Here is a 25,191-nt window from a genome sequence, read left to right as displayed (position 1 = left end):
ATCCACCTATCGCTTATCCGGAGAATTTTCGGTGGCACTGACAAACATTCCCAAAATTGTTCTGAGGGAGTATCTAAGGCGGAACCCCCCCCATTTCAGACTCCACCAATACGGTTGGTTGAGTCAATACCAATGGATTGCGCCTGTCGTTGATGAAATCAAAACCGAACTCGATCCGCTAACGCTAGAAGAACCAACGACTCCATCAGACCTAACAGAAGTACCGCCGCCTCAATTTACCCCGCAGGTTCAGGGAGTTGACCACCTCTACAGACAGTACCGTTGCAAGTATAGTGAAGCCTTAAGCTGCACCTTACCGCTACAAACGGTTCAGCAAGATCCAACCGCCAAATATTGCTCAGAATGTAGTTTCCCAGCTACCTTAGCCGAGAAAAGTGAGATCCGGGGGCGTCGGGGAAGATATCGGATCGAAGGCTTGTTGGGACGCCGGGGAATGGGGCGACTGTATAAGGGAATTCAGGTTGCCGATCAGCAGCCTGTTGTGATTAAAGAGTACCTGCTTCCCGACCGTTGTTTTAACGAGGAAGAAACCCGCCTGCGTCAGCAAACCTTCGAGTTAGCAGCCGGTTTGAGTCTAGCAGATGGAAGAGTCCAAGATGTTCGCTTGCGTCACCCTTGGGACGCTATTTCTGACCCGATCCAGGAACGCTGCTATCTTGTTACCACGAGCAATTTAGATACCCATCCAACTCTAAACGCCTGCCTTGCCGCCAATGGTGCGATGACCAGTCGGCAAGTGCGCCAAGTTCTCAACCAAGTCCTGCAAACCCTGGAGTTTCTCCACGGTCAAAAGTTCAGTCTGCCCTCCGGTCAGGTGCAGCAGGGAATCGCTCACGGCAATATTAGTTTGGATAGTCTGCTGATGGTGACAGACGACCAGAAATTTTTTATCCATGTATGCGATTTGGCGCTTTGGGAACGTCTGTTCGACCTGCCAACTGCCCAAACCATTATCCCTACAGTTACCCAAGACTTAATCGCTTTGGGATACGTGGCTTTTTACCTATTAGTAGGACGCTCTACTGACCCCGTTTCCGGTCAACTGCTCGACCCCAAGGATGAGCAGCAATGGCCTGTGGTGGAACCTCACCTCAAAATGTTCATTTTTCGCCTTTTAGGGCTAGATGTCAGTTTTGAGAGTGCTGAGGAAGCACGACAAGCACTGTTGAAGTTGCCGCCAGAGAAACCAGTCGATCTAGTAGTTGTAGACACAGTGCCGCTAGAAGAGCAAAAAACCAAGCTGCGCCGTCTTCCCTGGTTGCTGTTGGGTGCTTTGGGAGTGACTTTGTTGGGAATACTCATCTGGTTTTTGATTCCGAAGTCCCAAGCGGGTAATCGTGCCGCCGATGATGATTTTCTGGTTTGTTGCATCAAGGAAATCCCTGGTATTCCTGCGGGTAAGTTTACTTACACAGCAGAAAAAGACGGAACATGGAGCTATATCCTGCGCCACGCCAATCTCATCTCAAAGAATAAAACTTTAGAAGACAAGCTCAGAGAACGTCAGCCAAAATTAGAGTTGAATTATCAAGCTGAGCCTTCCGGAGAGGAAGCGATCGCGAAAGTCAGTTCGCAGCAAGTAGACTTTGCGATTTCTAGCTTGGTGAGTGATTTGACCAGCGAATTGAAGTATAAACCAGTTGCCTACGATGGGCTGGTCGTGTTTGTTGCCTTCAGCTACGCCAAACGAGAGAAAAGCCTTCCTCAGTCTCTCAAGGGTCAAATTACTTTTGAGCAATTGCGTCAGCTTTACACTGGCGAAATTACTAATTGGCAAGTTTTAGGAGGGCCTGATTTACCTGTAAAACTCTATATTCCGAAAGAAACTGAGGCGGTACGAATATTTGAGCAACGAGTTCTTAAAGATGAGCAAAAAATTGCTCTATTTAGAAAATTAATTCAAAAGAGCGAGCAACCACCTCCTTTGTTTAAAAACTCTTTCGAGCCAGAAATTAAGCCTTTGTCAACTTTCGAGACTCTACGACAGGTGATTCGGGATTTTGAGGATGATGAGGTTGGGGGAATTGCCTTTGGCACAATCAGCAAAGTTTTCGGTCAATGTTCGGCTTATCCCTTAGCTTTAAAAGACGGAAATAAACCAGCAATCCAGGCGTTAATTCAAGATAATGGGAAGCCTGTAGAGCCAACAACAGACCTCTGTGATGATAAAGGAAGTTATCATCCTAATATAGAATTTTTCAAAAATAGCACCTACCCCTTGGCATATCCGATAACCGTTATTTATTCTGGAGATAACCGCCGTATCCCTGCCGGTCAAAAGTTCGCCGAGCTGCTGAGAACTCTTGAGGCACAGCGATTGCTGAGCAAAGCCGGACTGGTGCCGTTACAACCGCTAGAATAGTTTTTAGATAATTACCTGCTGGATTAGAGTGGGTTAGATTCCTAGAGGTTAATGGTGAATAGCTATTAGCTGAATTTAGACCTTTGTCTAGCAATCAGCCAAAAACGGATGCCCTAAAATAACAGGAAGTTTTGGTTTTTTTATGAACAGGTATTCTTCCCAACAAGCGGTTTCCGGCGCGATCGCTAATCTGGGGACACAATCTTATCTACAACCCATTGGGAGTAGCACTCGTCCGGCTGGGTACGCAGCACCGGGTTTAGTTCCCAGTAACGATAAAGATAACCAAACTGCGGTATCAAAGACAGCCGCTAAAGTTCTGCGCGATCCTTTATTGCTGAGGCAATTGAGCGATCGCGTTTATGAATTGATGCTTGAAGATTTACGTCGTCAAAGGGAACGCAGTAGAAACTACGGAGGATACTTCTGATGCCCGCCCCACTGCCACCAGCACAGTCGTCTGCGTCAAGTCGCAATAATGGACAGAACAAAAATGGCACTAGCGTCCGCGAACTAAACTACGTTACTGCCAATCGTTTTTATGTAGAAATTCAAAGTAATATTACTGCCTGTTTCACCGAGTGCCAAGGCTTGGGTGTGACTATCAAAGCTCAAAAACACTATGAAGGCGGTGTCAACGATCAACAGAGAATTTTTCTAGGTCAGGCAGAATTTTCAGATGTGACCCTCAAGCGGGGTATCACTAATGATTTAGTTTTTTGGGATTGGATTAGTAAAATATTAAGCGATGTTGGGCGTAATCAAGGCAATAATCTACCAAAAAAAGAACGTCGTAACATTAATATTTTGGTATTCAACCCAGCAGGAGAAACAATGCAGTGTTGGACACTAATTGGTGCCGTTCCTGTTGCCTGGAAGTCAGCCTCATTAAGCGCGGATTCCAATGCAGTGGCAATTGAAGAGTTAACACTTTCATACGAGAGTTTACAGGTTGATAAGTCACGCAATGGCGGATCTTCAATTTCCGGTGGACGCGATAGTTTGGGATACTTTGCCTAGAAATTAACACAACAAAAATATGGCGGAACATGAGGGCACAGAACCAAGGAACAATTTTCCCGATGGAGAAACGATACCCCAGGAACCCCTTGGTATCAAAAACCCCTTGCTTCCACCTAATCCGTTAGGGCAGAGCTTACTAAATCCTAAATTTTTGCACCCGCTGGGAGCAAGATCGATTACCGTTTTCAATCCTTCCGGTTTTTTCTCTGAGGAAGTGGCGGATGAATTTCCGCCAGATAATCCTTTCAAGAATTCACCCTTTTTTGCAGAATCCCAAGGCTCAAAATCAAGTGAATCGGTCGATGTTGACACGGCACCGATCTCGGCAGAGGCTGCTTTGCCAGTTATGCGGGCAACCGATCCAACATTAGTGCAACCTGTTTTAGCTACCGAACCACCAGCTAAAGCAGTAGGGATTGGTCCTATCAGGACACCCATTGCAGCACCAGCAACTGAAATAAGCAATGCGATCGCTAGTTCGCCCTCACCCAGCACAATTGAGCCACCAATAGCTGCTCTCACGGCACCTCTTGAAGCAGCAGGAATTGAAATAAGCAATGCGATTGCTAGTTCGCCCTCACCCAGCACAATTCAAAGGGTAGCAGCGATTGAGGCTTCCACACCGGGTGTAACACCAACAACCGAGAGAAGTAACGATAGCGCTAGTTCGCCCTCACCCAGCACAATTGAGCCACCAATCGCTGCTCTCACTGCACTCGTTGAAGCAGCAGGCACTGAAATAAGCAATGCGATTGCTAGTTCGCCCTTTTCCAGCACAATTCAAAAGGCACCAGCAATTGACGAACAAACGACACCTATTGAATCACTAGGCACTGAAATAAGCAATGCGATCGCTAGTTCGCCCTCACCGAGCACAATTCAAAGGGCAGTAACGATTGAGGCTTCCACGGCACCAGATTCAACACCAGCAACCATTGCAGCACCAAGAACTGAAATAAGCAATGAGAGCGCTAGTTCGCCCTCACCCAACACAATTCAGCCACCAATAGATGCTCTCACGGCACCCCTTGAAGCAGCAGGCACTGAAATAAGCAATGAAATTGCTAATTCGCCCTCACCTAGCACAATTCAAAGGGCAGCAGCAATTGAGGCTTCCACACCGGGTGTAACACCAACAACTGAGAGAAGTAACGATAGCGCTAATTCGCCCTCACCTAGCACAATTCAAAGGGCAGCAACAATTGACGAACAGACGGCACCCCTTGAAGCAGCAGGCACTGAAATAAGCAATGAAATTGCTTATTCGCCCTCACCTAGCACAATTCAAAGGGCAGCAGCAATTGATGAGGCTTCCACACCGGGTGTAACACCAACAACTGAAATAAGCAATCAGAGCGCTAATTCGTCCTCATCCAGCCCAATTCAACGGACAGCAGAAATTGAGGCTTCCACACCGGATGTAACACCAACAACTGAGAGAAGCAATGCCATCGCTAATTCGCCCTCAGCCAGCACAATACCCCTTGAAGCAACAGGTACTGAAATAAGCAACGAGATCGCTAATTCGCCCTCAGCCAGCACAATTCAAGGGGCGGCAGCAATTGACGAACAAACGGCACCCATTGAATCACCAGGAACTGAAATAACCAATCAGGGCACTAGTTCACCCTCACCGAGCACAATTCAAAGGGCAGCAGAAATTGACGAACAAACGGCACCTATTGAATCACCAGGAACTGAAATCAACAATGAGATCGCTAGTTGGCCTTCATCTAGCACAATTCAGTCGCCAATAGATGCTCTCACGGCACCCCTTGAAGCAGCAGGAATTAAAATAAGCAATCAGAGCGCTAGTTCGCCCTCTTCCAGCACAATTCAAAGGGTAGAAGCAATGGAGGCTTCTACACCGGGTGTAACACCAACAACTGAGAGAAGCAATGCGATCGCTAGTTCACCCTCAGCCAGCATAATTCAAAGGACAGTGGCGATTGAGGTTGCCACGGAACCAGATGCAGCACTAGGAACTGAAAGAAGCAACGAGATCAGTTTACCCTCTTCAACCACACCTTCATCGGTGCCAACTAAGACAGCCGCAACCGAAGCAAGGTTAGGACAAGCCTTTTTGGATACAGAACCACAAGTTCAAAAAGCACCAGCAATTAACGAACAAATAGCACCAAATGTAGCATCAGCACCACGAGACACCATTGCTAGCCAGCGAGATCCCATTGATAGCCAACCAACTTTGGGACAAACCCTTTCGCATACAGAACCACAAGTTCAAAGGGCACCAGCGGTTGAGGAATTCACGTCATCTATTACAGCACCAGCGCCAGAACAGATGACTCCGGTGAAAAACCCTCTGGCTGATTCGTCCTCACCCACTATGCCTTCATCTGTGCAGCCAGATACAGCCGCCATCGCACCAACCGTAGAACAACCGCTGTTACAAGCTGAACTGCAAGTTCAAAAGGTACAAATGCCTCTGTTAACTGCACCGCAAGCGGCATCGGTGCCACCAGAGACAGAGTTAGAACTTACTTCAGCAGTAAACGAAAACTTAGCCGCAGTCTCTAATTTGACTACTTCCGAGGCTGTGCCAGAAGTCACTACAGATCGAGTTGTTGTACAACCTCTGTCGGAAACAAAAGCAGCAAACCACACAGAAACTACGTTATCGAAGGTTACGGAATCGATTGAGTCACCAATGTCATTTTCTGGGATGACAGAGGCGGAATCAGTTGAAATGCCAGCGATCGCTTCTGAGAATATAACAGTTGACCGTTCGGATAGCACAGCGCCTGTAACAAAGGTAGAATCCCTAGTTCAAAAGGCACCAGCGCTTTCAACAGCCACAGAACCAGGTGAACCCCCACTGGTACAAAGGATGGAGGAAAATTTCTCTTCAGAAGTAACTGACAACTTCGCCCCCACACCCTCGCTTTCCACACCAGCTACTGCGCCACCTGAAACCACACCTAACATATCAACCCTTGTACAAGCCAGCTTAAATTCACAGCCGTCTGACTCAACATCACCAGTGTCAGATGTCCTGGAACCATTTGAGCCTGCGGTACAGTTAAGGGCTGAATTTCCATCGCAGGTAAGCTCGTCTCCCCCGATTCCTACCTCTGCGATCGCTCCAAAATCTGTACGCGAAGAAACGACGCCTACAGAATCCACGCTAATACAACCGATTGGGGAGTTATCTATACAAACAAAGGGAGAAGTGTTGCCAGAATTCTTGGCACCCATCGCTGAATTACCACTCCCCATAGAATCATCGGTAAAAGAGCCTGAAGCGTTCAACTTGGCGCTTTCACCTACTGAATCAACCGACTCTCCTCTACAGACGCCCGAAAGTACGCCGATTATAGGCGATACAGTCATTCAACCGAAATTAGAAACCGTATCGGCAAGTGAAGATTTGACTCGGTTAGCACCAAAAGCGATCGCTTCCACCGATTCCAGACAAGTACCTGAAAGTACAACAACGCCAGACGCTACAGTCATTCAACCGAAATTAGAACCCGAACCAGTAAGTGGAAATTTGGCTGGATTGGCACCAGACGCGATCGCTTCCACCGATTCCAGACAAGTACCTGAAAGTACAACAACGCCAGACGCTACAGTCATTCAACCGAAATTAGAACCCGAACCAGTAAGTGAAAATTTAGCTGGATTGGCACCAAACGCGATCGCTTTTACCGATTCCATACAAGTACCTGAAAGTACAACAACGCCAGACGCTACACTCATTCAACCGAAATTAGAAACCGAACCAGCAAGTGAAGATTTTCCGGTTGATACAAAACAAGGCATCGCTTCCACTGATTCCAGACAAGTACCTGAAAGCATAACAACGCCAGATGCTACAGTCATTCAACCGAAATTAGCAACCGAACTAGTAAGTGAAAAGGTGACTGGGCTAGCACCAGCAGCGATCGCTTTTACCGATTCCATACAAGTACCTGAAAGTACAACAACGCCAGACGCTACACTCATTCAACCGAAATTAGAAACCGAACCAGCACGTGAAAATTTGGCTGGCTTGGCACAAGACGCGATCGCTTCTACATCCTTTGCCAATCCCCCTGTAGAGGTGCCTCAAAGCACACAAATTACAGAACCCACCGTTATACAACCTTTGGTGGAAACAGAGTCGCTTGACGAGAGCGAAGAACTGCCTCAATTGCCTCAAGTGCTGACTAATCTATCCATTCTCAGCCCTCTAGCTCAACAATCCAGTCTTCTCGCTTCCCCATTTCCAGACATGGGCAGCAATAAGGTTGAGGAATCCTTTCTTGCACCGCTCTCCTCAAACTTCTCGTCTGCTTCGGAGCCGCCTATTCCTATCCAGAGAATGCCAGAAGATTCAGGGCAGAATAACCAAGAAGCTACAGCATTTTCAAGCAGTGTAGAACAAGTGCAAATGGCACCTTTTTCCTTTTCCTCTTCCCCTGAAACTCTACCTTCCTCAAACAGTTCTACGAACACCAGAGAGATACCAACATCTTGGTCAAGTATTTCTGAATTAATAGGGGAGAATACGCCTAAAGCAAGCGAATCAATCGTTGTACAACCTCTCTCAGAACAGAGGACGTGGGAGGCACCGCAAAAGCCGATAATTTCCAAACCATCCGACTCTAACAGCTCCCAATCAAATGTTTCCCACCCCCTGATGAATTCCCCACAAAACAATAGTTTGGGCAATGTTATTCAGACCTATTCCATGCCCTCGCGTCGCACATCAGCCTCTGGAATGGAAGCTCTTATACAGTTAATGGGGGACACTGATAGCCAAGTAGGAGCAATCGATCAAAGCGTATCTACCGTTGATGATTTTTCTAGTGAAGAAGCCACCGACAACTTAGAGCTTCTAGCTCGTGAAGTTTATAGTTTTATCCGGCAACGGTTGGAAATAGAGCGAGAGCGTCGAGGAAATAACTATTCAGGACGCCTGCCCTGGTAAAGTCACTGCCATTATTAAGGAGAATAATATGTCAACCACTCGTTTGGTCAAAGCAAAACTTATTCCAAAGGTTCCAGCACAGGGTGTGGACACCATCGAGTTCATGTTCAACCCCACCAAGCTTTCCTTCAGCAGGAGTGTTCAAATCAATTCTCCTCAAGGCGCACGTACTGCTAAAGGACTGCCGAAAGTCAGCTTCCAAAGTATAGATCCTTACAAACTCACTATCTCAGAAATTTTGTTTGATACCTATGAAGAAGGCACCAGCGTCCTCTGGTACATCAACAAACTAAAAAAAGCTGTTGAGTTTCCCGATGGTCAAGATGTCCCGCCCGTCTATGTCTTTACTTGGGGTGCCCAAGAATACCTCCGTTGCTTTGTGCAATCGCTCAGCTACGAACTGACCATGTTTTTGCCTGATGGCACTCCAGTGCGTGCTTCAGCTAACCTGACCCTCCACGAAGTAGATGTACTTATCCCCCCAGGCTCTCCAGAAGCTCCTTCTAGTGTGAATCGCGTCGGGGAAAGTCGAGGCAGCAAGACTCGAAAAGCTACATGAACGGTCATCATTTGTTGGATTGCGCCGAACCAGAACGGTTAGAAAAAAATTGTAGTTCGACCTTTGGAGAATGGGCGAGGGCGTAGAGTTTCTTCTAAACTAGCTGAAACTTGCGGTCTAAATTTTGAATTTGGATGAACGTCTGCACGGATTTAAATATCCTTTCGGTGATTGAGAAATTATCCACGTGTAGATTACCTTGCTTGACTAACAAAACGCCTGATTGTTTTAAAAAATCCTAGCTTAGTTTTGGTAGAGCGTTTTTTTACCCAACTAAACTCACAGTTCTGATTTAAGATTACAAAATCTGGTCTAAAAATTCGAGATTTGTCAGGCAATAAAGCAAAAGATCCCTATAGTTCAAATACCAAAAAATAAAAAATTGCCAGTCAGTCTTTCATCCAAAATCTAAAATTTAGAATCTAAAATCATTTACATGTTGCCTACAAATGCCAAAGTATATATCCTATCCTCAAATAAAAATTGATGGAGATGATGCTCCTGTGAGTTTGATGGAAGATATTCTTCAAATCTCCGTGGAAGAAAGCCTCCATCTCCCAGCCATGTTTACCCTAATCATCAGGAACGACTACTTTCCGGGACGCGAAGGGGATGAACTTTGGCGCTACGAAAACTTATTAACAATTGGTAAACCCGTTCAAATAGGTTTTAAATCTAGCACTACAGAAGATGCTGATTTTGACGATCCACAGCAGGGCAACATTTTAAATGGCGAGATTACAGCAATTGAAACCCACTTTACCAGTGGTTCTCAAGCTCCGGTCGTGATTCGCGGGTATGACGTTTCCCACCGCCTACATCGGGGACGCTACAACCGCTCTTTCCAAAACATGACCGACACCGACATTGTTCGGCAGATTATTGGTGAATTGGGGATTTCAGCGGGCACCATTGACGAAAGTGGCGGGCCTTATGGCTTTGGCGATCCCGTTGGCTATATTTTCCAAGAAAATCAAACCAACATGGAATTCTTGCGAGAACGGGCAGCCCGGAACGGTTTTGAGTTGTTTGTGCAAGATGGGAAACTGCACTTCCGCAAGCCGGTGGCGGGTGCTTCTTTGGCTCTCAAGTGGTTACAAGAAATACATAGTTTCCAAGTTCGGGTAACAAGTGCCGAGCAGGTAGATTCTGTTGAGGTAAGAGCTTGGGATTATAAAAGTAAACAGGTGATTGCATCTACTAAAAGCAGTCAAACAACACAAGTCATTACCGATACCAAACAAGGCAAGGGCAAAGCAACTAGCACTAGCTTTAGCAGTACCCCCAAGATGATTGTTGTCGATCAGCCAGTCTCTTCTCAGGCAGAATCAGACGCGATCGCGCAAGCTTTGTATAACGAGTTATCGGGGGAATTTGTCTACGCTGATGCCAAAGCTGAAGGCGATCCTCGAATTCGACCGGGACGGGTCGTGGACTTGGCAAGTATGGGCAAATACAGCGGCAAGTATTACGTCACGACAACCCGTCACGTTTATCAGGAACGGTTCTACACTACCGAATTTAGCGTGCGTGGATTGCGGGGAGACGATCTTCTGGCAACCCTGTCTCCCCGAACCCATCTCCAAGCAGGGCAAACATTGTTAGTAGGAATTGTCACGAATAACAAAGATCCCAAAAAATGGGGTCGAGTGAGAGTAAAGTTTCCCACTTTAACAGAGGAACACGAAAGTAACTGGGCAAGAGTGGTGGGAGCCGGAGCTGGTGTAAATCGCGGGTTTGACTGTCTGCCGGAGGTCAATGACGAGGTATTGGTTGCCTTTGAACACGGCGATATTCATCGCCCCTACGTCATTGGCGGTGTCTGGAACGGTACAGATGCACCGCCGGAAGATGTGGATAATACAATTTCAGGTGAAGGCAAAGTCCGCCTGCGGACATTTAAAACCCGTACCGGGCATAAATTACAGTTTGTGGAAGAGGATAAAGATACTAGCAAGGCTGGTGTCTACATTGAGACGATAGGCGCTCATAAATGTCACATGAATGACAGCGAAAAGTTTGTGGAAATTAAAACGACTGACGGTCATTATGTGCGCCTAGACGATCAAAATAAGAAGATCGAAATTAAAACCAAAGGCGGTCATAAGATCCTCATCGACGATCTCAATAAGAAGCTGGATATCACAACAACTGGCGGTCAGAAGTTGCTGATGAATGACATGACCAACACCATCACGATGCAGGCAGTGCAAAAAGTGAGTATTTCAGCACCAATGGAAATTCTGCTGCAATCAGGCCCTAGTAGTATAAAACTCGCACCTGCTGGCATAGAACTTCAAACCGCAGCCAAGTTAAGCGCTCAAGCAGGCGGAGTTTTAGACTTGAAGTCTGGGGGTGCTGCCACTATGAAAGCTGGTGCGGCGTTGTCGCTACAATCCGGCGGTGCTTTGTCGGCGCAGTCGGCTGCTGCTGTAAGCGTACAGTCTGGCGCAGCGTTGAACCTGCAAGCAGGTGCTGCGGTGGCGATTATGGCAGCTGCCACAGCGAGTATGACCGCACCGCTGATTCGGCTGAATTGTTAACAATTGAGGGGAGCGGGCAAGAAGCAATTGCGATCGCGACCAATGGCTAATGCCTAACCATAGAAACGTGGTACACAATTAGCCATTCTCGATTAACGATTAAGGAAGGTTTTATGTTACCAGTAGCCGTATTGGGCGATGTCGCTAGTGGTAGTCCCATTATCGGACCGGGGGCACCAACCGTTTTAGTTATGGGGCGACCTATCGCTTGTCTGGGAGATGCTGTCACGGGTCCGTCAATTGCTGGCGCTCTCGCGATGCCTTGTTCTGTCACCGTTCTGGCTTGCGGGCGTCCAGTGGCGCATATGGGCACAATGGCAGTGGGAGCAACTCCTACTGTGCCTCCAGTTCCCATTTCTTTACCTGTGATTGCCACAGGAGTCACTGTATTAGTTGCTCCTTAATGAGCAACTATAAGAGGTAGAATTCGTTATTTCTAGTTTGGGTTAGCGATCGTTTATTCCCCAAGGTGCGTCGGCAAATCCCGACGAGGGCAGCCCTGAATTGCCCAAATCATCCTCGCCAGGGAATACTTCAAACTTCCCTTATCGAATTCCCCAGACTTTGATGGTGTTGTCGTAACTGCCACTAGCAATCGTCCTTCCATCTGGGGTTATTGCTACGGAACTCACTACGTTTGAATGCCCCTCTAGCGTACCTCTGCACTCGCACGTCTCAAGATCCCACACTTTGATGGTGTTGTCTTTACTGCCACTGACAATAGTTTTACCATCCGTCGCTATTGCTACGCAAAGAACATAGTCTGAATGTCCCTCTAGTGTGCCCTTACACTCGCACGTCACGAGATCCCACACTTTAATAGTATTGTCCTTACTGCCACTAACAATCGTCCTTCCATCCAGGGCTATTGCTAAGGAATAAACTCGGCGTGAATGCCCCTGTAGCGAACCCTTCCACTTACCTGCTTCGATATCCCACACTTTGAGGATGTTGTCATCATTGCTACTAACAATCGTTTGATCGTTCGGGGCTATTGCTACGAAATAAACATCCCATAAAAACTTATTTACCATGCGGAGGCACTCCCTCGTCTCTTTATCTAACGCTTTGATGGTTTTATACTGACGACCATGAATCAAAGTTTTACCATCTGGGAATATTCCTAGTATTTGTAGGCTGCGCTGACACTTGCCCGTCAGAATATCCCATACGTTGATACTCGTTAAGCCCCCTCTACCACAGAAGTTGTTGTCCCTACTAGCACTGACAAAAGTCTTACCATCTGGCGCGATTGCTACGGAATCAACCGAGGCTAAATGCCCCTCGAAGGTGCCCCTACACTTGCCCGTCAGAATATCCCACACTTTGATATTCATATCGCCACTGCCACTAACAATGGTTTCACAATCCGGCGCGATCGCTACCGAACTAACATAGTCAGAATGCCCCTCAAAGGTACAAAGACATTCAAAAAATTGATAAGGATTGAATTCTTGCAAGGCAATTTTGGCTTTCGTTTCCGTCCTTGTCCGCAGTAGCGAGTAAGCAGCCCACATTACCTGTGCCGATTCATCTAGCAAAGCAGGAATCACCAAATCCAAGCCTGATTCGCCATAATAGAGGGCACCACTTAATGCAAGAATTCTTTGCGCTGGCACTGCACTAGCCAAGCGTCTCTTAACAGCTTCTAACCCGCCAAAGATAACAGCAAGACTAATGGAAATGTCTAATGAAAGGTCTTGAACCGCAACTAATTTGCCTTGATAAAATGTCATCTCCAAAAGAGGTTTTAAGAAAATTCCATCAATGAAGTCTTTACCTAAGGTGATTGTCCCAGTAAAACGGGTAAAAATTTTAAGATTCCGATAACAAAAACCACTATGGTTATCGTAGGTTGGCATAACTCCTTCTATAGGTTTATGACCACCAGTAACACTACCGACAGTCATTTCCTTCAAAAACAATTCTTCATTAACAATTTCATAGGTTGAATAAAATCCTCTCCGGCAAGCTGTAGAAAATAGAATCTCTTTCATCCCATAGTCGTGCGGTCTAATTAAGACTCCTACTTTTATTACGTTTGAAGGAACTGATTCCTCATTTAATAAATCAAATATTTTATCTTCTATCCCATCAAAATCTACCGATTCTTCGGCTGTAGAATTAATCCCATCAACCGGATATTTTAAAGAAGGTTCTAAGCCAGCTAAATAGTAAATTTTCCCGTTATAGATGAATTTTTCCCTTATTTGTTCTGTCATAACAATAAAAGAATCTTAAATTCGGTGTCTAAATCATATCTGTAAGAAAACCACAGATTTGAGCTTGCACTTTCCTAAAGAATAATGTTACTTTTCAGCAGAATCTCTTCTAAGCACCCTTCAAAAGTCTTGTTCAGTCGCTAAAGTTTCCACCCTAAGCCTTAAACGCTCCGCAAGCGAAAGCATCCCGCTCCACAATAACCTCTGTCTTCAACTGCTGACCAATTCGCTCCAACCACTTGCTCTGGGGTGCTGTCCAAGCACGACTTATTACATTACTAATTCTTGGAGTATGCCTCGCACACAAAGAGCATCCCGGTTTTATAAAACCTCCATTTCCATCAAAAACAGGATACTGGGTAGAGAGTCAACGATTAGTCAGCCACTAAACACGGGGTAGCTCCCGCAGTGTCAAACTGATTCAGGTCATTTAAGCAATGTTGTATGTGCTGGTGACTGGCTGCGCTTGGCGACTGTTGCCTTCGGCTACAACCCGCTTTGAGGTAGAAGGGCACCGCCTCTAGAACCTAGGACTACAGACAGCTTGGGATAACTCGACTTTTGGCGAATAGTCGGGGACTTTCAGCTTTAGTAAAGTAGCTGCGATACTAGGCACAGAGTCACTTTTATGCCAGAAGGATCGGATAAGCAGCGCAGCCACTTGGGTACGGGATGGTCTTTCCCACTACGGGTGAACGTACAGGGAGGGCTTCAACTCAGTTCGGCAGAACGGAATATTGAAGAATCTATTCGGATTATCCTGCGGACTGAAATCGGAGAAAGGGTGTATCGACCCAATTTTGGGTCGCGCTTATCGGAGATGGTCTTTGCGCCCATGAATACTCAAACCCTTCTCCTGTTGCGCTTGCACGTCCAAGAAGCTCTAGAAATGTGGGAGCCGCGCATTGTCATCGATTTGGTGCGGACTGACCCCGATCCCATCCGAGGCCGAGTGGATATTATTGTGGAATACCATCCTAAGGGCACTTATGATGCTCGGAGCTTGGTCTATCCTTTCTATCTGAACGGCAAAGAGGAGTGATGGTTCATGAGGGTTCTGAGTAACAAGAGAATTCTTTAATTCAAAATCCCTACTCATTTATCGCATTTCTATAACTTTTGCCCAATTACTAATTACCAATTCCTAGTTACCGATTATTTATTAATAATGGACTTTGATTTTTTACCCAAGTTACCGAAGTCTGATTTAGATGATCGGACATTCAAAGATTTAGTAGATGAGTGCATTCTACGGATTCCTCGCTATTGTCCGGAGTGGACGAATTATAACCCTAGCGATCCTGGCATCACGCTGATTGAGCTATTTGCGTGGCTGACCGATCAAATGTTGCTGCGGTTTAACCAAGTTCCCCGTCGTAACTACGTTGCTTTTTTAGAGTTGCTAGGGGTTCGCTTGCAAGCTCCGGTTCCCGCTCAGACAGACCTGACTTTTTATCTAAGTGCTGCTTTGCCCGAACCGTATACGATTCCATCTGGAGTGGAAATTGCGACCGTCAGGACAGAAACTGAGCAAGCGATTGTCTTCAGTACCAACCAGCCGCTGGTGATTGGCAAGCCCAGTATCCGACATTTTCTAACCGCTCAGACGGTTGAAGATACTCCCCAAATGTTGCGCGATCGCTTCACGAACCTTTGGACTCTGCGCCCTGACGGTGAGTGGATGGGCAGAGAATTAGCCTTTTTTGATGAGCAACCCCAGCCGGGAAATTGCTTTTACTTGGTATTCGACCCGGAGGACGAATGCGAAGGGAATGTTTTGGCAGTCAAGTTTAAAGGAGAAGTTGCGACATCTACTGGGATTAATCCCGACGCGCCTCCTCGCCGCTGGGAAGCTTGGAATGGCGCGTACTGGCAGCCGGTTTTGTTGCAGGAAGCTGATGATGGCACGAAAGGATTTAGTTTCAGCGAATTCGCCCGGACTGGGAGCAATCCCCTCCAAAGTGGGGATATCGTGCTACATCTGCCCCAACGCTGGCCGGTGAGCCACTTCCTTACCTACCAAGGTCGCTGGCTACGCTGCGTTTATAGTCACATCGACCCTACACAACCGGGCTACAGTAGTTCCCCGCGGATTGTGAGTTTGTCGGTGAGGGCGATTGGTGGCACCGTCCTCGCTTCTCAATGCGAACAGATTAGAAATGAACTTTTGGGAGAAAGCGAGGGGACGCCTGGTCAAACTTTCCAATTGCAAGGCGTTCCGGTTTTGACACGGCGGGAAGATGAATACATTCTGGTGAGTCCGCCTGGAGCATTGCCTCAAATATGGACAGAAGTTAATGACTTTGCTGATTCTGGCCCTCAGGATCTTCACTACACGATTGACTCGCGGACTGGGATGGTTCAGTTTGGCCCCCTGATTCGAGAACCCGCCCAACTCCAGCAGCAGACTCAGTTGCGCGCGAGAACGCAGATGCAGCACCTTGTGAGCGATCGCCTGTTGAATGCTAGCGCCCGTCCTGAAGAAGTGCGATCGCTAGAGCGTCAATATGGTGCAGTGCCGCCCAAAGGCTCCGCGATTCGCATGGTCGCTTACCGCACGGGAGGAGGTCGAAAAGGCAATGTTCAACGGGGAACCATTACCATCCCCAAGTCAGCCGTTCCCTACGTTGCTAGAGTCATTAACCATACCCCCGCCCGCAACGGTGCCGACGCCGAATCTTTGGAAGATGCCGTCGTCCGAGTGCCAGCAATGCTCCGCACCCGCGATCGCGCCGTCACCCCCGAAGATTTTGAGGTACTGGCACTACAGGCAGCTGGCGGTGGCGTGGCGCGTGCCCGTTGTCTGACCCCTACCGATAGTAGCGAAGCCGGAACCGTGCGACTGATGCTGGTGCCCCAGGCGAATACCGATGCGATCGCGCGGGGGGAAGGCATTCACCCAGACCTATTTTCCCTCAGCCCTCAACTGAGCGAACAAATCCACGCTTACCTGAATGAGCGACGGCTGCTGGGAGTGCAAGTGCGTCTGCAAGCACCCGAATATGTCGGAGTGTCTGTTCAGACTGAAGTGGCACTGGAGCCAGAGTACAATAACCCCCGCGCCCAAGAAGAAATTCTGCTGAAATTACGGGTAGCGCTGTACCGTTTCCTCAACCCACTTACTGGCGGCATGGATGGGAAAGGTTGGCCCTTCGGACGCCCCGTTTATCCTTCAGACATTGTTACCTTATTCCAGCAAATTCCAGGCGTTCGCTATTTAGGTGTGGTGCAGCTGTTTGAGTTGCGTCAGCAGGAACAAACCTGGGTTCGTACACTGCCTCAAAATCCGGTCATCGATCCCGGCCCTTTAGGGCTAGTCTGTTCCTGGCTGAACACTCGCCTGCGCTCCGGTCATGTCGTCAACCTCATTCAATAAAGGACTGAGGGATGAGGACTGTTAGCGAAGCGGTGCGAAGCACGGACTCAGTGCAAGTGTGAACAGAATGAGAAAGTAGTATCAGTTCTTCTCAATTTTTAACTGCTGGCTTCTGGCTTTCCACTGTCTGATTTTTCACTGAGTTTTCCGCCCTCACCCCTGATTTTCAGCACTCACCACAGACCATGACTCAAAGCACGTCGCACGGTAAAATCTTACACCTGACACTCACCCCCATGCAGCTTGCCGAGGCAGTTCAGCCAGTGGGGGCGAGTAGCACGGCTAATGCCCTGGCACTCAGTGGCAGTGTCAGTACCGAAGGCATGACGAGCAATCAATTGCTCGTGTATCCAGGCGAACCCAGTGAAATGGTGGTGCAGCTAAAAAACCTGGGAACCCGAATCCTAGACGTGAGCCTGCAACTTGAGGGCAACTTCCCAAGCCAATGGTGTCGCATTGGGATGGAGGGGCATGAAATTGCTCCAGGTCAGCAGATGGATGCGGTGTTATATTTCCAAATCCCAGCCAACTTCTTTGAAAACAACCAGTCTTTAGAGTCGGGTGGAACCCTAGTCGTCGATTATCATAGCCGCCTTCATGTGTACTATACAGAGCAAGGAGGCACGGGCGGGCTTGTCACACCAGCCAGACAACTGATCGAATCCGCAGCCTTCAACCTCTATATCCGTCCCCGCAGTCTCTACCTAGATTTCTTACCCAGTCTCTATCGGGAAGTAGACTTTATTGGTCGCTTTTTGAAGATTTTTGAGGAGACTTTTGAACCCGCAGTGCAGTCAATGGATCTCCTGTGGGCTTATTTAGATCCGTTAACTGCGCCAGCGACGCTGTTACCCTTTCTTGCCCACTGGGTAGCATGGCCGATGGACGCCCGTTGGAGTCTAAATCGGCAGCGATATCTAATTCGTCAGGCGGTAGAACTTTATCGCTGGCGAGGAACGCGACGGGGGTTGCGGCTCTATCTACATCTGTATACAGACTTGCCCCTAGACGACCATCTACCTGAAGAAGCTGATAAGCACATTAGTATTGAAGAAATTTTTGGTCAAGGTTTCCTGTTAGGAGAAACGCGCCTTGGTGAAGACTCCATGTTGGGCGGTGGGCGTCCTTATCACTTCATTGTACGCCTGCGACCTGAGCGACCTGGTCAAGTCGATGAAGGATTGGTGCGGCACATCATCGACCAAGAAAAACCGGCTTTCTGCACTTACGATCTTGATATCACAGAGGTAATCAGTATTGGGTAATGTGAGTAAAAAAGCCATAAGTCATTAATAATTAGCAATCATTAATTAGCCATTAATCATTATGTTTCCACCCCCACCAACTAATCCTTTAGAACGTCTCCAGGTTACTGATGGTCTGTTGATGAATGCCGACCGTTGGCGTCGGGCGCATGAGTACCACCGACAGCGACAGAATATCCATTATCAGTCTCTTAACCAGCCAGGAATTGTTTGCGGTTTAGGCGTGCGCTTGATTGCAGCACCAGCGGATGTCGCGCCGCAATTCCGGGATGGGCGTTGGGTACAAATTCAGCCGGGAATTGCGATTGACGTGGCGGGAAACCCGATTGTTGTTTCCGAACCGATTGAATTTCGGGTGTCGGGTGAGACGCTGACAGAGAACCCTCAGATGGTTTATCTAGCGATTAGTTATGTAGATCCGGAGAAATTGCGCCGGAAAGAGTCTCGTGAATTTGAAAAGGAAACCTTCCGGCTTGATGAAAAGACCACTCCACCGAGTGAAATGGAAGTGGAATTGTGCCGAATTTTTCTGCAATCCGAGTCAGAGGAACTACAGAATCCCAGCGATGTATTTTTTCCGGCAGTTAATAGCTTAGATTTACGTTATCGAGCGATCGCGCGATCGCGTCCTCAAGCAGTTGTCCGTGTTGCCCAAGTCACGCAGCAGCAACCTGCCGATGGGCGCAGTTTTTCCAATCTTTCGTACTTACTCAATTCGGTTCCTGCACTTTACCCAAGCTTACAGGGAGCGGATCTGATTGGACAAGTTCCCTTTTTGGGTGCCGAAAAGTCTTTGCCGCTTGCCGCTTTAGGCTATGACCTACTTTACTTCACGGGTCGTCAGGCACTCTATCTGAACGATCGAGAATTTGAAGCCCTGAAAAATTATTTAGAGACAGGGGGTATCCTGCTAGTCGATGCTGCCACCGATGCCATAGAACTGATTGAGAGCATCATGGCGATCGCTCAACAACTCGGAACTCCCTTAGAGGATATCAAACGCTTGAGCCGAAATCATCCCTTGCGGACACAGCCTTTCTTGTTTGCAGCCTTACCTAGTTTAAATCAACAGCCCATTCAACTCGGCTATGGAGGAGGAATTATCTTAGTCGTTGGCAATCTCTCAGCAGCATGGGGATTAGATGACAAGCTTTTACTACCGCGAGAAACGATTCGTACCGCCCAAGAATTGGGAATAAACCTTCTGCATTTCGCATGGCGCAAACGGCAACTCACCCAATTATTAAGGGCAGACAATCCTGTGTCAACCGTTGCCAAACCCTCTGTCAAACAAGCGATTTTTGACAAACTACAATTTTAAAAGATTCTCTACTCCAAACACAAACTAGGCATCTTTCCGGTGTTCTTATTTTTTGCTAGCAACGGATAACAGTTATTTAGATATTTAGGTACTAAAGTAATTCTAATGAACTCATAAAATTCTCTCTTCTTTCCTTCTTCCTTAGCGCTATTTGTGTCTTCTCGGTTCATAAAAAAGGTAGCTCTCCTCAATCAAATAAGACTGCTATCGCTAAAAAGGTATATTTTCGATGGTAAATAAAAGTTTAATCTACGCTAAATTATCCACCCAGCTACTTCGATACAAACCGGGAGGGATACCCGCTGCCTTTGAAGTAACAGTTACGAATGAAAGCAATCAATTTGCAACTTTTCAAGTAGAACTACTAGCCGCTGGTGCTGACTCTAGTTTAGCTAATTCCTGGTATAAACTATCTCCAGGAATTAGCGCCAAAACACCCCCTGGAGATAGTACAAAGTTTTATGTAGCGATTACTGACACGCCCGTTCCTGGGTTTGTCGGCAAAATGAATATCACCGTCCGCATCTTCTCAATGGAACTGCGGGAAGAAGAAAGACAACTTCTGAGGATATCCATTGAGCAGGGAACTGGCTCTATCCCCATGCAGGTTGAGCTGCCAGTCCGAGAATTTGTTGTTCATCCGACAGATTTGATCGAGATACCAGTCTGGGTATACAATCCCAGCCAACTGTCCACCAACGTCGTGCTACATTTTGCGGGCATAGAGCCGACTTGGCTAGCCGAGAGTGCCGAACGACGGCTGCAAGTTGCACCCGGTAGCAAGGTAGAAACAAGTTTCTTATGCCAAATACCCATTGCCACCCTTGCTCCCAGCCAGGTATACCCTTTTTCCGTTGAATGTACTCAGCACAATGGTCCTCCATCAAAGAATGCAGGAGCCATTAAGGTTGTTGCTGCGGGATTTATAGATTTCAGTTGCACCCCAGCCTTACAGCAAATCCCTCCATCGCGGAATTTGCTGCCGAGATGGAAGTCTAACTCCGCAACTTACAAACTCAATTTTGAGAATGCCAGCAATTTAACTCAGCAAGTAAGTTGCGAAGTCAATGCGGAAGATCGGCGGAGATTCCATTTGCAGATCATCCCTGAAGTGGCAGACCTGAAGCCAGGTGAGACGACTCAATTACAGCTAGTCTGTACGAGGAAACGCCGGTGGTTGGGTTCAGTTCAAAGATTTCTTTTGGAAGTTAAGGCGATTGTGTCGGATGAGCGCTTAGATGTCCGAAATGACACCCAAATCTTGAAACTGCTTGTCCGGCCAGTTCTCCCTATCTGGATGCAGTTAACTGGATTAATCTTGCTGCTTTTCTTGCTCTGGGCGCTGTCGTGGCTAAACCCTTACAACCCATTTTGGGGACACAAAGCTTCTGTCACGTCGGTGCAATTTAATGGACTCGGAGAGCAACTCATTACTGGCTCGAATGACCAAACCGCAATTAGATGGCGCACTTCAGGCTTTCTGAATCCCTTGCTTAATCAACAAATGGGAGTTGTGGGAAAGGCGGGTAAAGCTGTGCGGGTCATCCGCTATAAACCAGTAGACAATGATGTGGTTGCCGCAGGCTTGGAGAATGGAGAGATCCAGCTATGGAATGTATCGGGAGAAAGAAAGCAACCGATAAATTCTTTCTCGTTCCAAAAGGACGATCGGGTTTTAGCTCTAGAATTCACCAAAGACTCGCGTTATCTATTAAGCGGTCACGGGAGTGGTTTAGTTGCAGTGTGGGATGTGGAACGCGACCTCGACAATCCTAACGCTACCAATCAACCGCTGCGAGGGAAGAAATTTGATTTTGTCGTGAATGCTCTGGCATTGGTGGGAAAAGCGGATAAAAACCTAGCGATCGCAGGACGCTTCAACCAATTTGTCGTCTGGAATTTGGCAAAAGACAAGTGGGGGCGCGTATCCTATCCTCGCCAAGGAGGTCAGGAAGATTACATCGTCAGCTTGGATAGTGCTGAATACAAGCCGAATCTTTTAGTCACTGCTGATAACCAGGGGTACATTACCTTATGGAATATGCAAAAATGTCTTGCCGAGCAGGGACCTTGTGAAGTTTTGGATGAATGGTCGGATGGTCATGGCGGCAAGTCAGTTCGCTCGGTAGCATTGAGCGCAAATGGTTGCTACTTGGTGAGTGGAGGGGATGACGGACGAGTGATGCTTTGGCCTCTGACTGCTGAAGGTAAGCGGGATTCTCAGTTAAAAGGCAGAAAAATCGATGGCTCGTTTGGTCAGTCTTGGCATATTAATAGTGTAGATATTAAGACGGTCGGAAACTCTATCTTTGTGCTGAGTGGTAGTGACGATACTGAAGTGAGGTTAAAACGTGCGGATCGGCTACCCCAACTACAGTGCGACCAACAAAACTGAGGTGAAAAAACGGAGAACTGAGCGAGAAGCCTCACTGAGTTTTCAGCCGTGTAGAGACGCCGATTTATCGCGTCTCCTCAGTCCTTATTTCTGGGGAGGGAAACAATGACAACGAGACAACCGTTCGATGCTGGTTCCTTAGAGAGACAGGATGAAAAAGCCGGTGGTCTCACAATGGTCGATGTCCTGACGCTGCCTGAGTCCCAGCGACAGATCGTGCAATGGATGATGCGTAAAAAATCCGAAGTTAGTCTGGCTGAGGTGGCAGATCGTACAGGCTCAGGGGAAGACGTAGCGATCGCGCTGTTGGACGATCTGGTTGCTCAAGGCTTTGTACAGGAGACGGAAGTAGCAGGCGAATTACGCTATCGGATGCGTCTTGCTGCCAAACGAGGCGCTCAGCAGTTGCCTAAAACCATCCACCAAGCGCTGGCTCCCGGTAATCCCCTCGCGGTGATCCTCAATCCTTCCGGAGACTACGCCCTCGTCGCCGGAGCGACCTTCGATCTCTGCATCACGGTCAGCAACAAGGGCAATCAAAGCGCCTTAATTGATATTTTTATCGATGAAGTATCCCAACCGCTCCGTCAGTGGTGTACTTCTCCCCATCAGCGACTGGCGTTAGGTTCCAACTCTACCAGCGAGGTCATCTTTCAGTTTCAGGTGCCAGTCGAGACGAAACCGGGCACCTACCCCTACCTGTTGGTCGTCGATGCGCCGCAGCACTACCCGGAAGATACCCCGATCCGCCATCAAGCGCGACTTCAGGTTTTACCGCCGATTGAGACTGCCATTCGGGTTAGCGATCCTACCTTTAGTCTTCAGCCAATCACCAGTTCTGCGGTTCCGGCTCGTCTCCAACCCGGTTCGCTGTTGCAAGTTGTGGTGAACGTACACAACCGCTCTGCCAGAGTCGATCGGTTTCGGCTGATGTGCCCGGATTTGGACGAGAAATGGTTTAGCGTGCGTTATCCGGAAGGGCTAGAGTCGCCGGGACTGGTGACAACGACGACAGGATTAGACCTCAACCCCGGAGATACTGGGCAAATTCTGCTGGTGTTAAACCCGCCAATGGACGCGCTGGCAGGAACTTACTATCCTACCGTTCGCTTATATTCTGTTAACAATCCAGACTTGGTATTGCTGGATGTCATTTACCTAGAAATTCTCCCGACTTACCTTCTGACCGTAGAATTCCGCACCCTGGTCGGTAAGGTGAGACGCCTATCCGGATTGTACGAACTCAGATTAAACAATGGGGGCAACACCTCGCGCGAGGTTATCCTGCGAGCCAAAAGTTTGGATGAGGAGGATGTGTGTTCTTACACGGTCTCGCCTTCCTTGATACGGATAGCGCCTTTTTCCTTAGCCATCGCCGAAGTTCAGGTAAAACCGCTCAAGTGGTGGCGTCGCCCTCTGTATGGGGGAGGGAGGTTGATCGGCTTCGGCGTTGAAGTTGAAGATACGCAGCAGTTGCCCTTAATTAATGATGCCCCACAAGGGACGTTGTATTGGGAACCCCGTCCTTGGTGGCAGTTCCTGTTGGTACTACTGCTTTCTTTAGGAATTCTGGTAGCGATCGCTTTCCTGATTTGGTTGATCTTCTTTAAGCCAAAGCCGTCGCCAAAAATTCTTCAATTTAGCTCTTCAGATGCTCTCTATCAAGCATCTGAAGATGACTTAATTCGTCTGAGTTGGCAAATTCGCCACCCAAATCAGATTCAGTCGCTCTTGCTCACCGGGCAATCGCCTGACGGTACAGCTACCGTTGAACCCATTTCTTACGATTTCCGCCAGGGTGTTCCAGAGCAACTCAAGTCATTTTGCGCGATTCGTCAGGTTTTAATCTGCAAAAATGTGCGGACAGATGCCCGCAAAGCCGGTGACTATGTTTTTGAACTGAAAGTCTTCTCCAAAAAAGGAAAAGATGTCGCATCGGATACGCTGAAGACCAGTCCGATCAAAATTGAACCGGAGCCTCCCCCAAAAATTATCGAGTTTTCCTCTACAAGACCGATTTATGCAGAAGTTCCTGGTAAGCCCACCAATGCCAATAAAATTCACCTCAATTGGAGAGTCGTGAATCCAGAGCAGATCAAAGAGTTGCAGTTGATCGGGCGCTCGCCTGACGGTACGGTAAATAGTGTATTGAAGCGGTTTGACTTCAGCAAAGGTGTTGCAAAGGGTTTGGCAAAATACTGTACTGCCGAAGCAGCGCTAATCTGTAAAAATGTGCCTACAGATGCCCGCAAACCAGGAGACTACATCTTTGAAATGATGGTCGTTCCCAATACAGGACAACAGGAACCATCAGATTCCAAGAAGACGGATGCGATTAAAATTACAGCCCAACCTTCGAGAATTGTTAATTTTAAAATCAACAATCAAGAAGCTTTACCCAAATATATTGTTCCAGTCAATCAGGTAAAACCTGGTGAAATTCTTAAAATATCTTGGAAAGTAGAAGGCGGCAGCAATATTAAAGTTGAGCTGCTTCCGGCACCCGGTACGGTTCCCGTTCAGGGCAGTATCCCCTACACTCTCAGTCAGAAACCGGGTAGTGAAACGATTACGCTGCAAGTCACCAATGGAGCTGGCGAACAAATTAGCAGAGCGGTTACCATTGAAACTTTTGAACCGCCACCCCCACCGCCACCTGCTGCCTTAGCCCCGGCTCTACCTACCTTAGTCCCCGCTCCACCTACCTTAGCCCCGGCTCCAATCGTCCCACCGCCGCTGCCCCCAGCGCCCCCTCCCGGAGCAGCGGGTGCCCCCGCCGCAACCTCTGCCCCTGGTACCCCAGAGGCTTCTGGCACGGGTGCCCCTGCTGCCGGTACTCCTGCTGCCGGTACTACCACTGCTACTCCTGCCGCTGGTAATCCTGCCAATCCTGCTACCGTACCAACCCCCAGCGAACCAGGTTCGCTCTCGCCCTCTGAATTACCCCCCCGTCCTGACTGACTGAATTAACTGCTGGGTAAGTAAGCGAATGTAATTCAATTGAAGATTTTTGGAGGTGGGATTGACCTAGCAAGCCCAACACTTACAGGGGTGACGCGATCGCTTAGCCCATCCCACAAATAATTAATCCTACTTACTGACTAGGTCTTGGGGTTGGGAGCAATGTATTTCATTAGCTTTTCCCCCTTACGGCTCTGTCAATCTTAATTA

Annotated in this window: 14 protein-coding genes; 13 read left to right on the top strand and 1 reads right to left on the bottom strand. The window is 47.9% G+C overall.

Annotated features, from left to right (window positions below):
• The first annotated feature begins 31 nt into the window (after positions 1 to 31).
• The 7 genes from NDA03_RS11750 to NDA03_RS11720 all read left to right on the top strand — a co-directional run bounded on the left by NDA03_RS11750 (position 32) and on the right by NDA03_RS11720 (position 11,845).
• On the top strand, positions 32 to 2,383 hold the full coding sequence (locus tag NDA03_RS11750) for a substrate-binding domain-containing protein (protein WP_190986726.1): 2,352 nt from the start codon (positions 32 to 34) through the stop codon (positions 2,381 to 2,383).
• A gap of 142 nt (positions 2,384 to 2,525) precedes the next feature.
• Positions 2,526 to 2,813 carry a hypothetical protein gene (locus NDA03_RS11745; protein WP_199299674.1) on the top strand — a complete coding sequence of 96 codons (288 nt, stop codon included), beginning with the start codon at positions 2,526 to 2,528 and terminating at the stop codon, positions 2,811 to 2,813.
• Positions 2,813 to 3,403: a phage tail protein gene (locus tag NDA03_RS11740; RefSeq protein WP_190412619.1), complete on the top strand. Its 591-nt coding sequence runs from the start codon at positions 2,813 to 2,815 to the stop codon at positions 3,401 to 3,403. Before NDA03_RS11745 ends, NDA03_RS11740 begins: the two co-directional genes overlap by 1 nt.
• A gap of 19 nt (positions 3,404 to 3,422) precedes the next feature.
• A complete protein-coding gene (locus NDA03_RS11735; protein WP_348238096.1) occupies positions 3,423 to 8,339 on the top strand; it encodes a hypothetical protein in 4,917 nt (1,638 codons plus the stop codon).
• A 28-nt stretch (positions 8,340 to 8,367) separates the two neighbouring features.
• Positions 8,368 to 8,898 carry a hypothetical protein gene (locus tag NDA03_RS11730; protein WP_348238095.1) on the top strand — a complete coding sequence of 177 codons (531 nt, stop codon included), beginning with the start codon at positions 8,368 to 8,370 and terminating at the stop codon, positions 8,896 to 8,898.
• A 449-nt stretch (positions 8,899 to 9,347) separates the two neighbouring features.
• The gene (locus tag NDA03_RS11725; protein WP_348238094.1) at positions 9,348 to 11,441 is read left to right on the top strand and encodes a VgrG-related protein; all 2,094 of its coding nucleotides are present in this window, start codon (positions 9,348 to 9,350) and stop codon (positions 11,439 to 11,441) included.
• 113 nt (positions 11,442 to 11,554) lie between these two features.
• Positions 11,555 to 11,845: a PAAR domain-containing protein gene (locus tag NDA03_RS11720; RefSeq protein WP_190412623.1), complete on the top strand. Its 291-nt coding sequence runs from the start codon at positions 11,555 to 11,557 to the stop codon at positions 11,843 to 11,845.
• A 141-nt stretch (positions 11,846 to 11,986) separates the two neighbouring features.
• Here NDA03_RS11720 and NDA03_RS11715 read toward each other — a convergent pair whose 3' ends face one another.
• Entirely contained in the window at positions 11,987 to 13,663 is a 1,677-nt protein-coding gene (locus NDA03_RS11715; RefSeq protein ID WP_348238093.1) for a WD40 repeat domain-containing protein, read from the bottom strand.
• A 628-nt stretch (positions 13,664 to 14,291) separates the two neighbouring features.
• Here NDA03_RS11715 and NDA03_RS11710 point away from each other — a divergent pair.
• From NDA03_RS11710 to NDA03_RS11685, 6 genes are all read left to right on the top strand, one after another.
• Positions 14,292 to 14,705, top strand: coding sequence for a GPW/gp25 family protein (locus tag NDA03_RS11710; protein ID WP_190412625.1), 414 nt, complete (start codon positions 14,292 to 14,294; stop codon positions 14,703 to 14,705).
• Between the two features lie 126 nt (positions 14,706 to 14,831).
• Positions 14,832 to 17,039: a putative baseplate assembly protein gene (locus NDA03_RS11705; protein ID WP_348238092.1), complete on the top strand. Its 2,208-nt coding sequence runs from the start codon at positions 14,832 to 14,834 to the stop codon at positions 17,037 to 17,039.
• 185 nt (positions 17,040 to 17,224) lie between these two features.
• Complete coding sequence (locus NDA03_RS11700; protein WP_348238091.1) at positions 17,225 to 18,304, top strand: phage tail protein; 1,080 nt, start codon at positions 17,225 to 17,227, stop codon at positions 18,302 to 18,304.
• Positions 18,305 to 18,365: 61 nt separating this feature from the next.
• On the top strand, positions 18,366 to 19,625 hold the full coding sequence (locus tag NDA03_RS11695; RefSeq protein WP_348238090.1) for a DUF4159 domain-containing protein: 1,260 nt from the start codon (positions 18,366 to 18,368) through the stop codon (positions 19,623 to 19,625).
• Between the two features lie 229 nt (positions 19,626 to 19,854).
• Positions 19,855 to 22,020, top strand: a complete 2,166-nt coding sequence (locus tag NDA03_RS11690; protein WP_348238089.1) for a hypothetical protein — start codon at positions 19,855 to 19,857, stop codon at positions 22,018 to 22,020.
• A 105-nt stretch (positions 22,021 to 22,125) separates the two neighbouring features.
• Positions 22,126 to 24,981, top strand: coding sequence for a hypothetical protein (locus NDA03_RS11685; protein ID WP_190534738.1), 2,856 nt, complete (start codon positions 22,126 to 22,128; stop codon positions 24,979 to 24,981).
• Positions 24,982 to 25,191: the final 210 nt, after the last annotated feature.

Origin of the sequence: Trichocoleus sp. Lan (assembly GCF_039961855.1) — a bacterium.
Classification (GTDB): domain Bacteria; phylum Cyanobacteriota; class Cyanobacteriia; order Cyanobacteriales; family FACHB-T130; genus FACHB-T130.
This window is presented reverse-complemented; position numbering and strand designations above follow the sequence as displayed.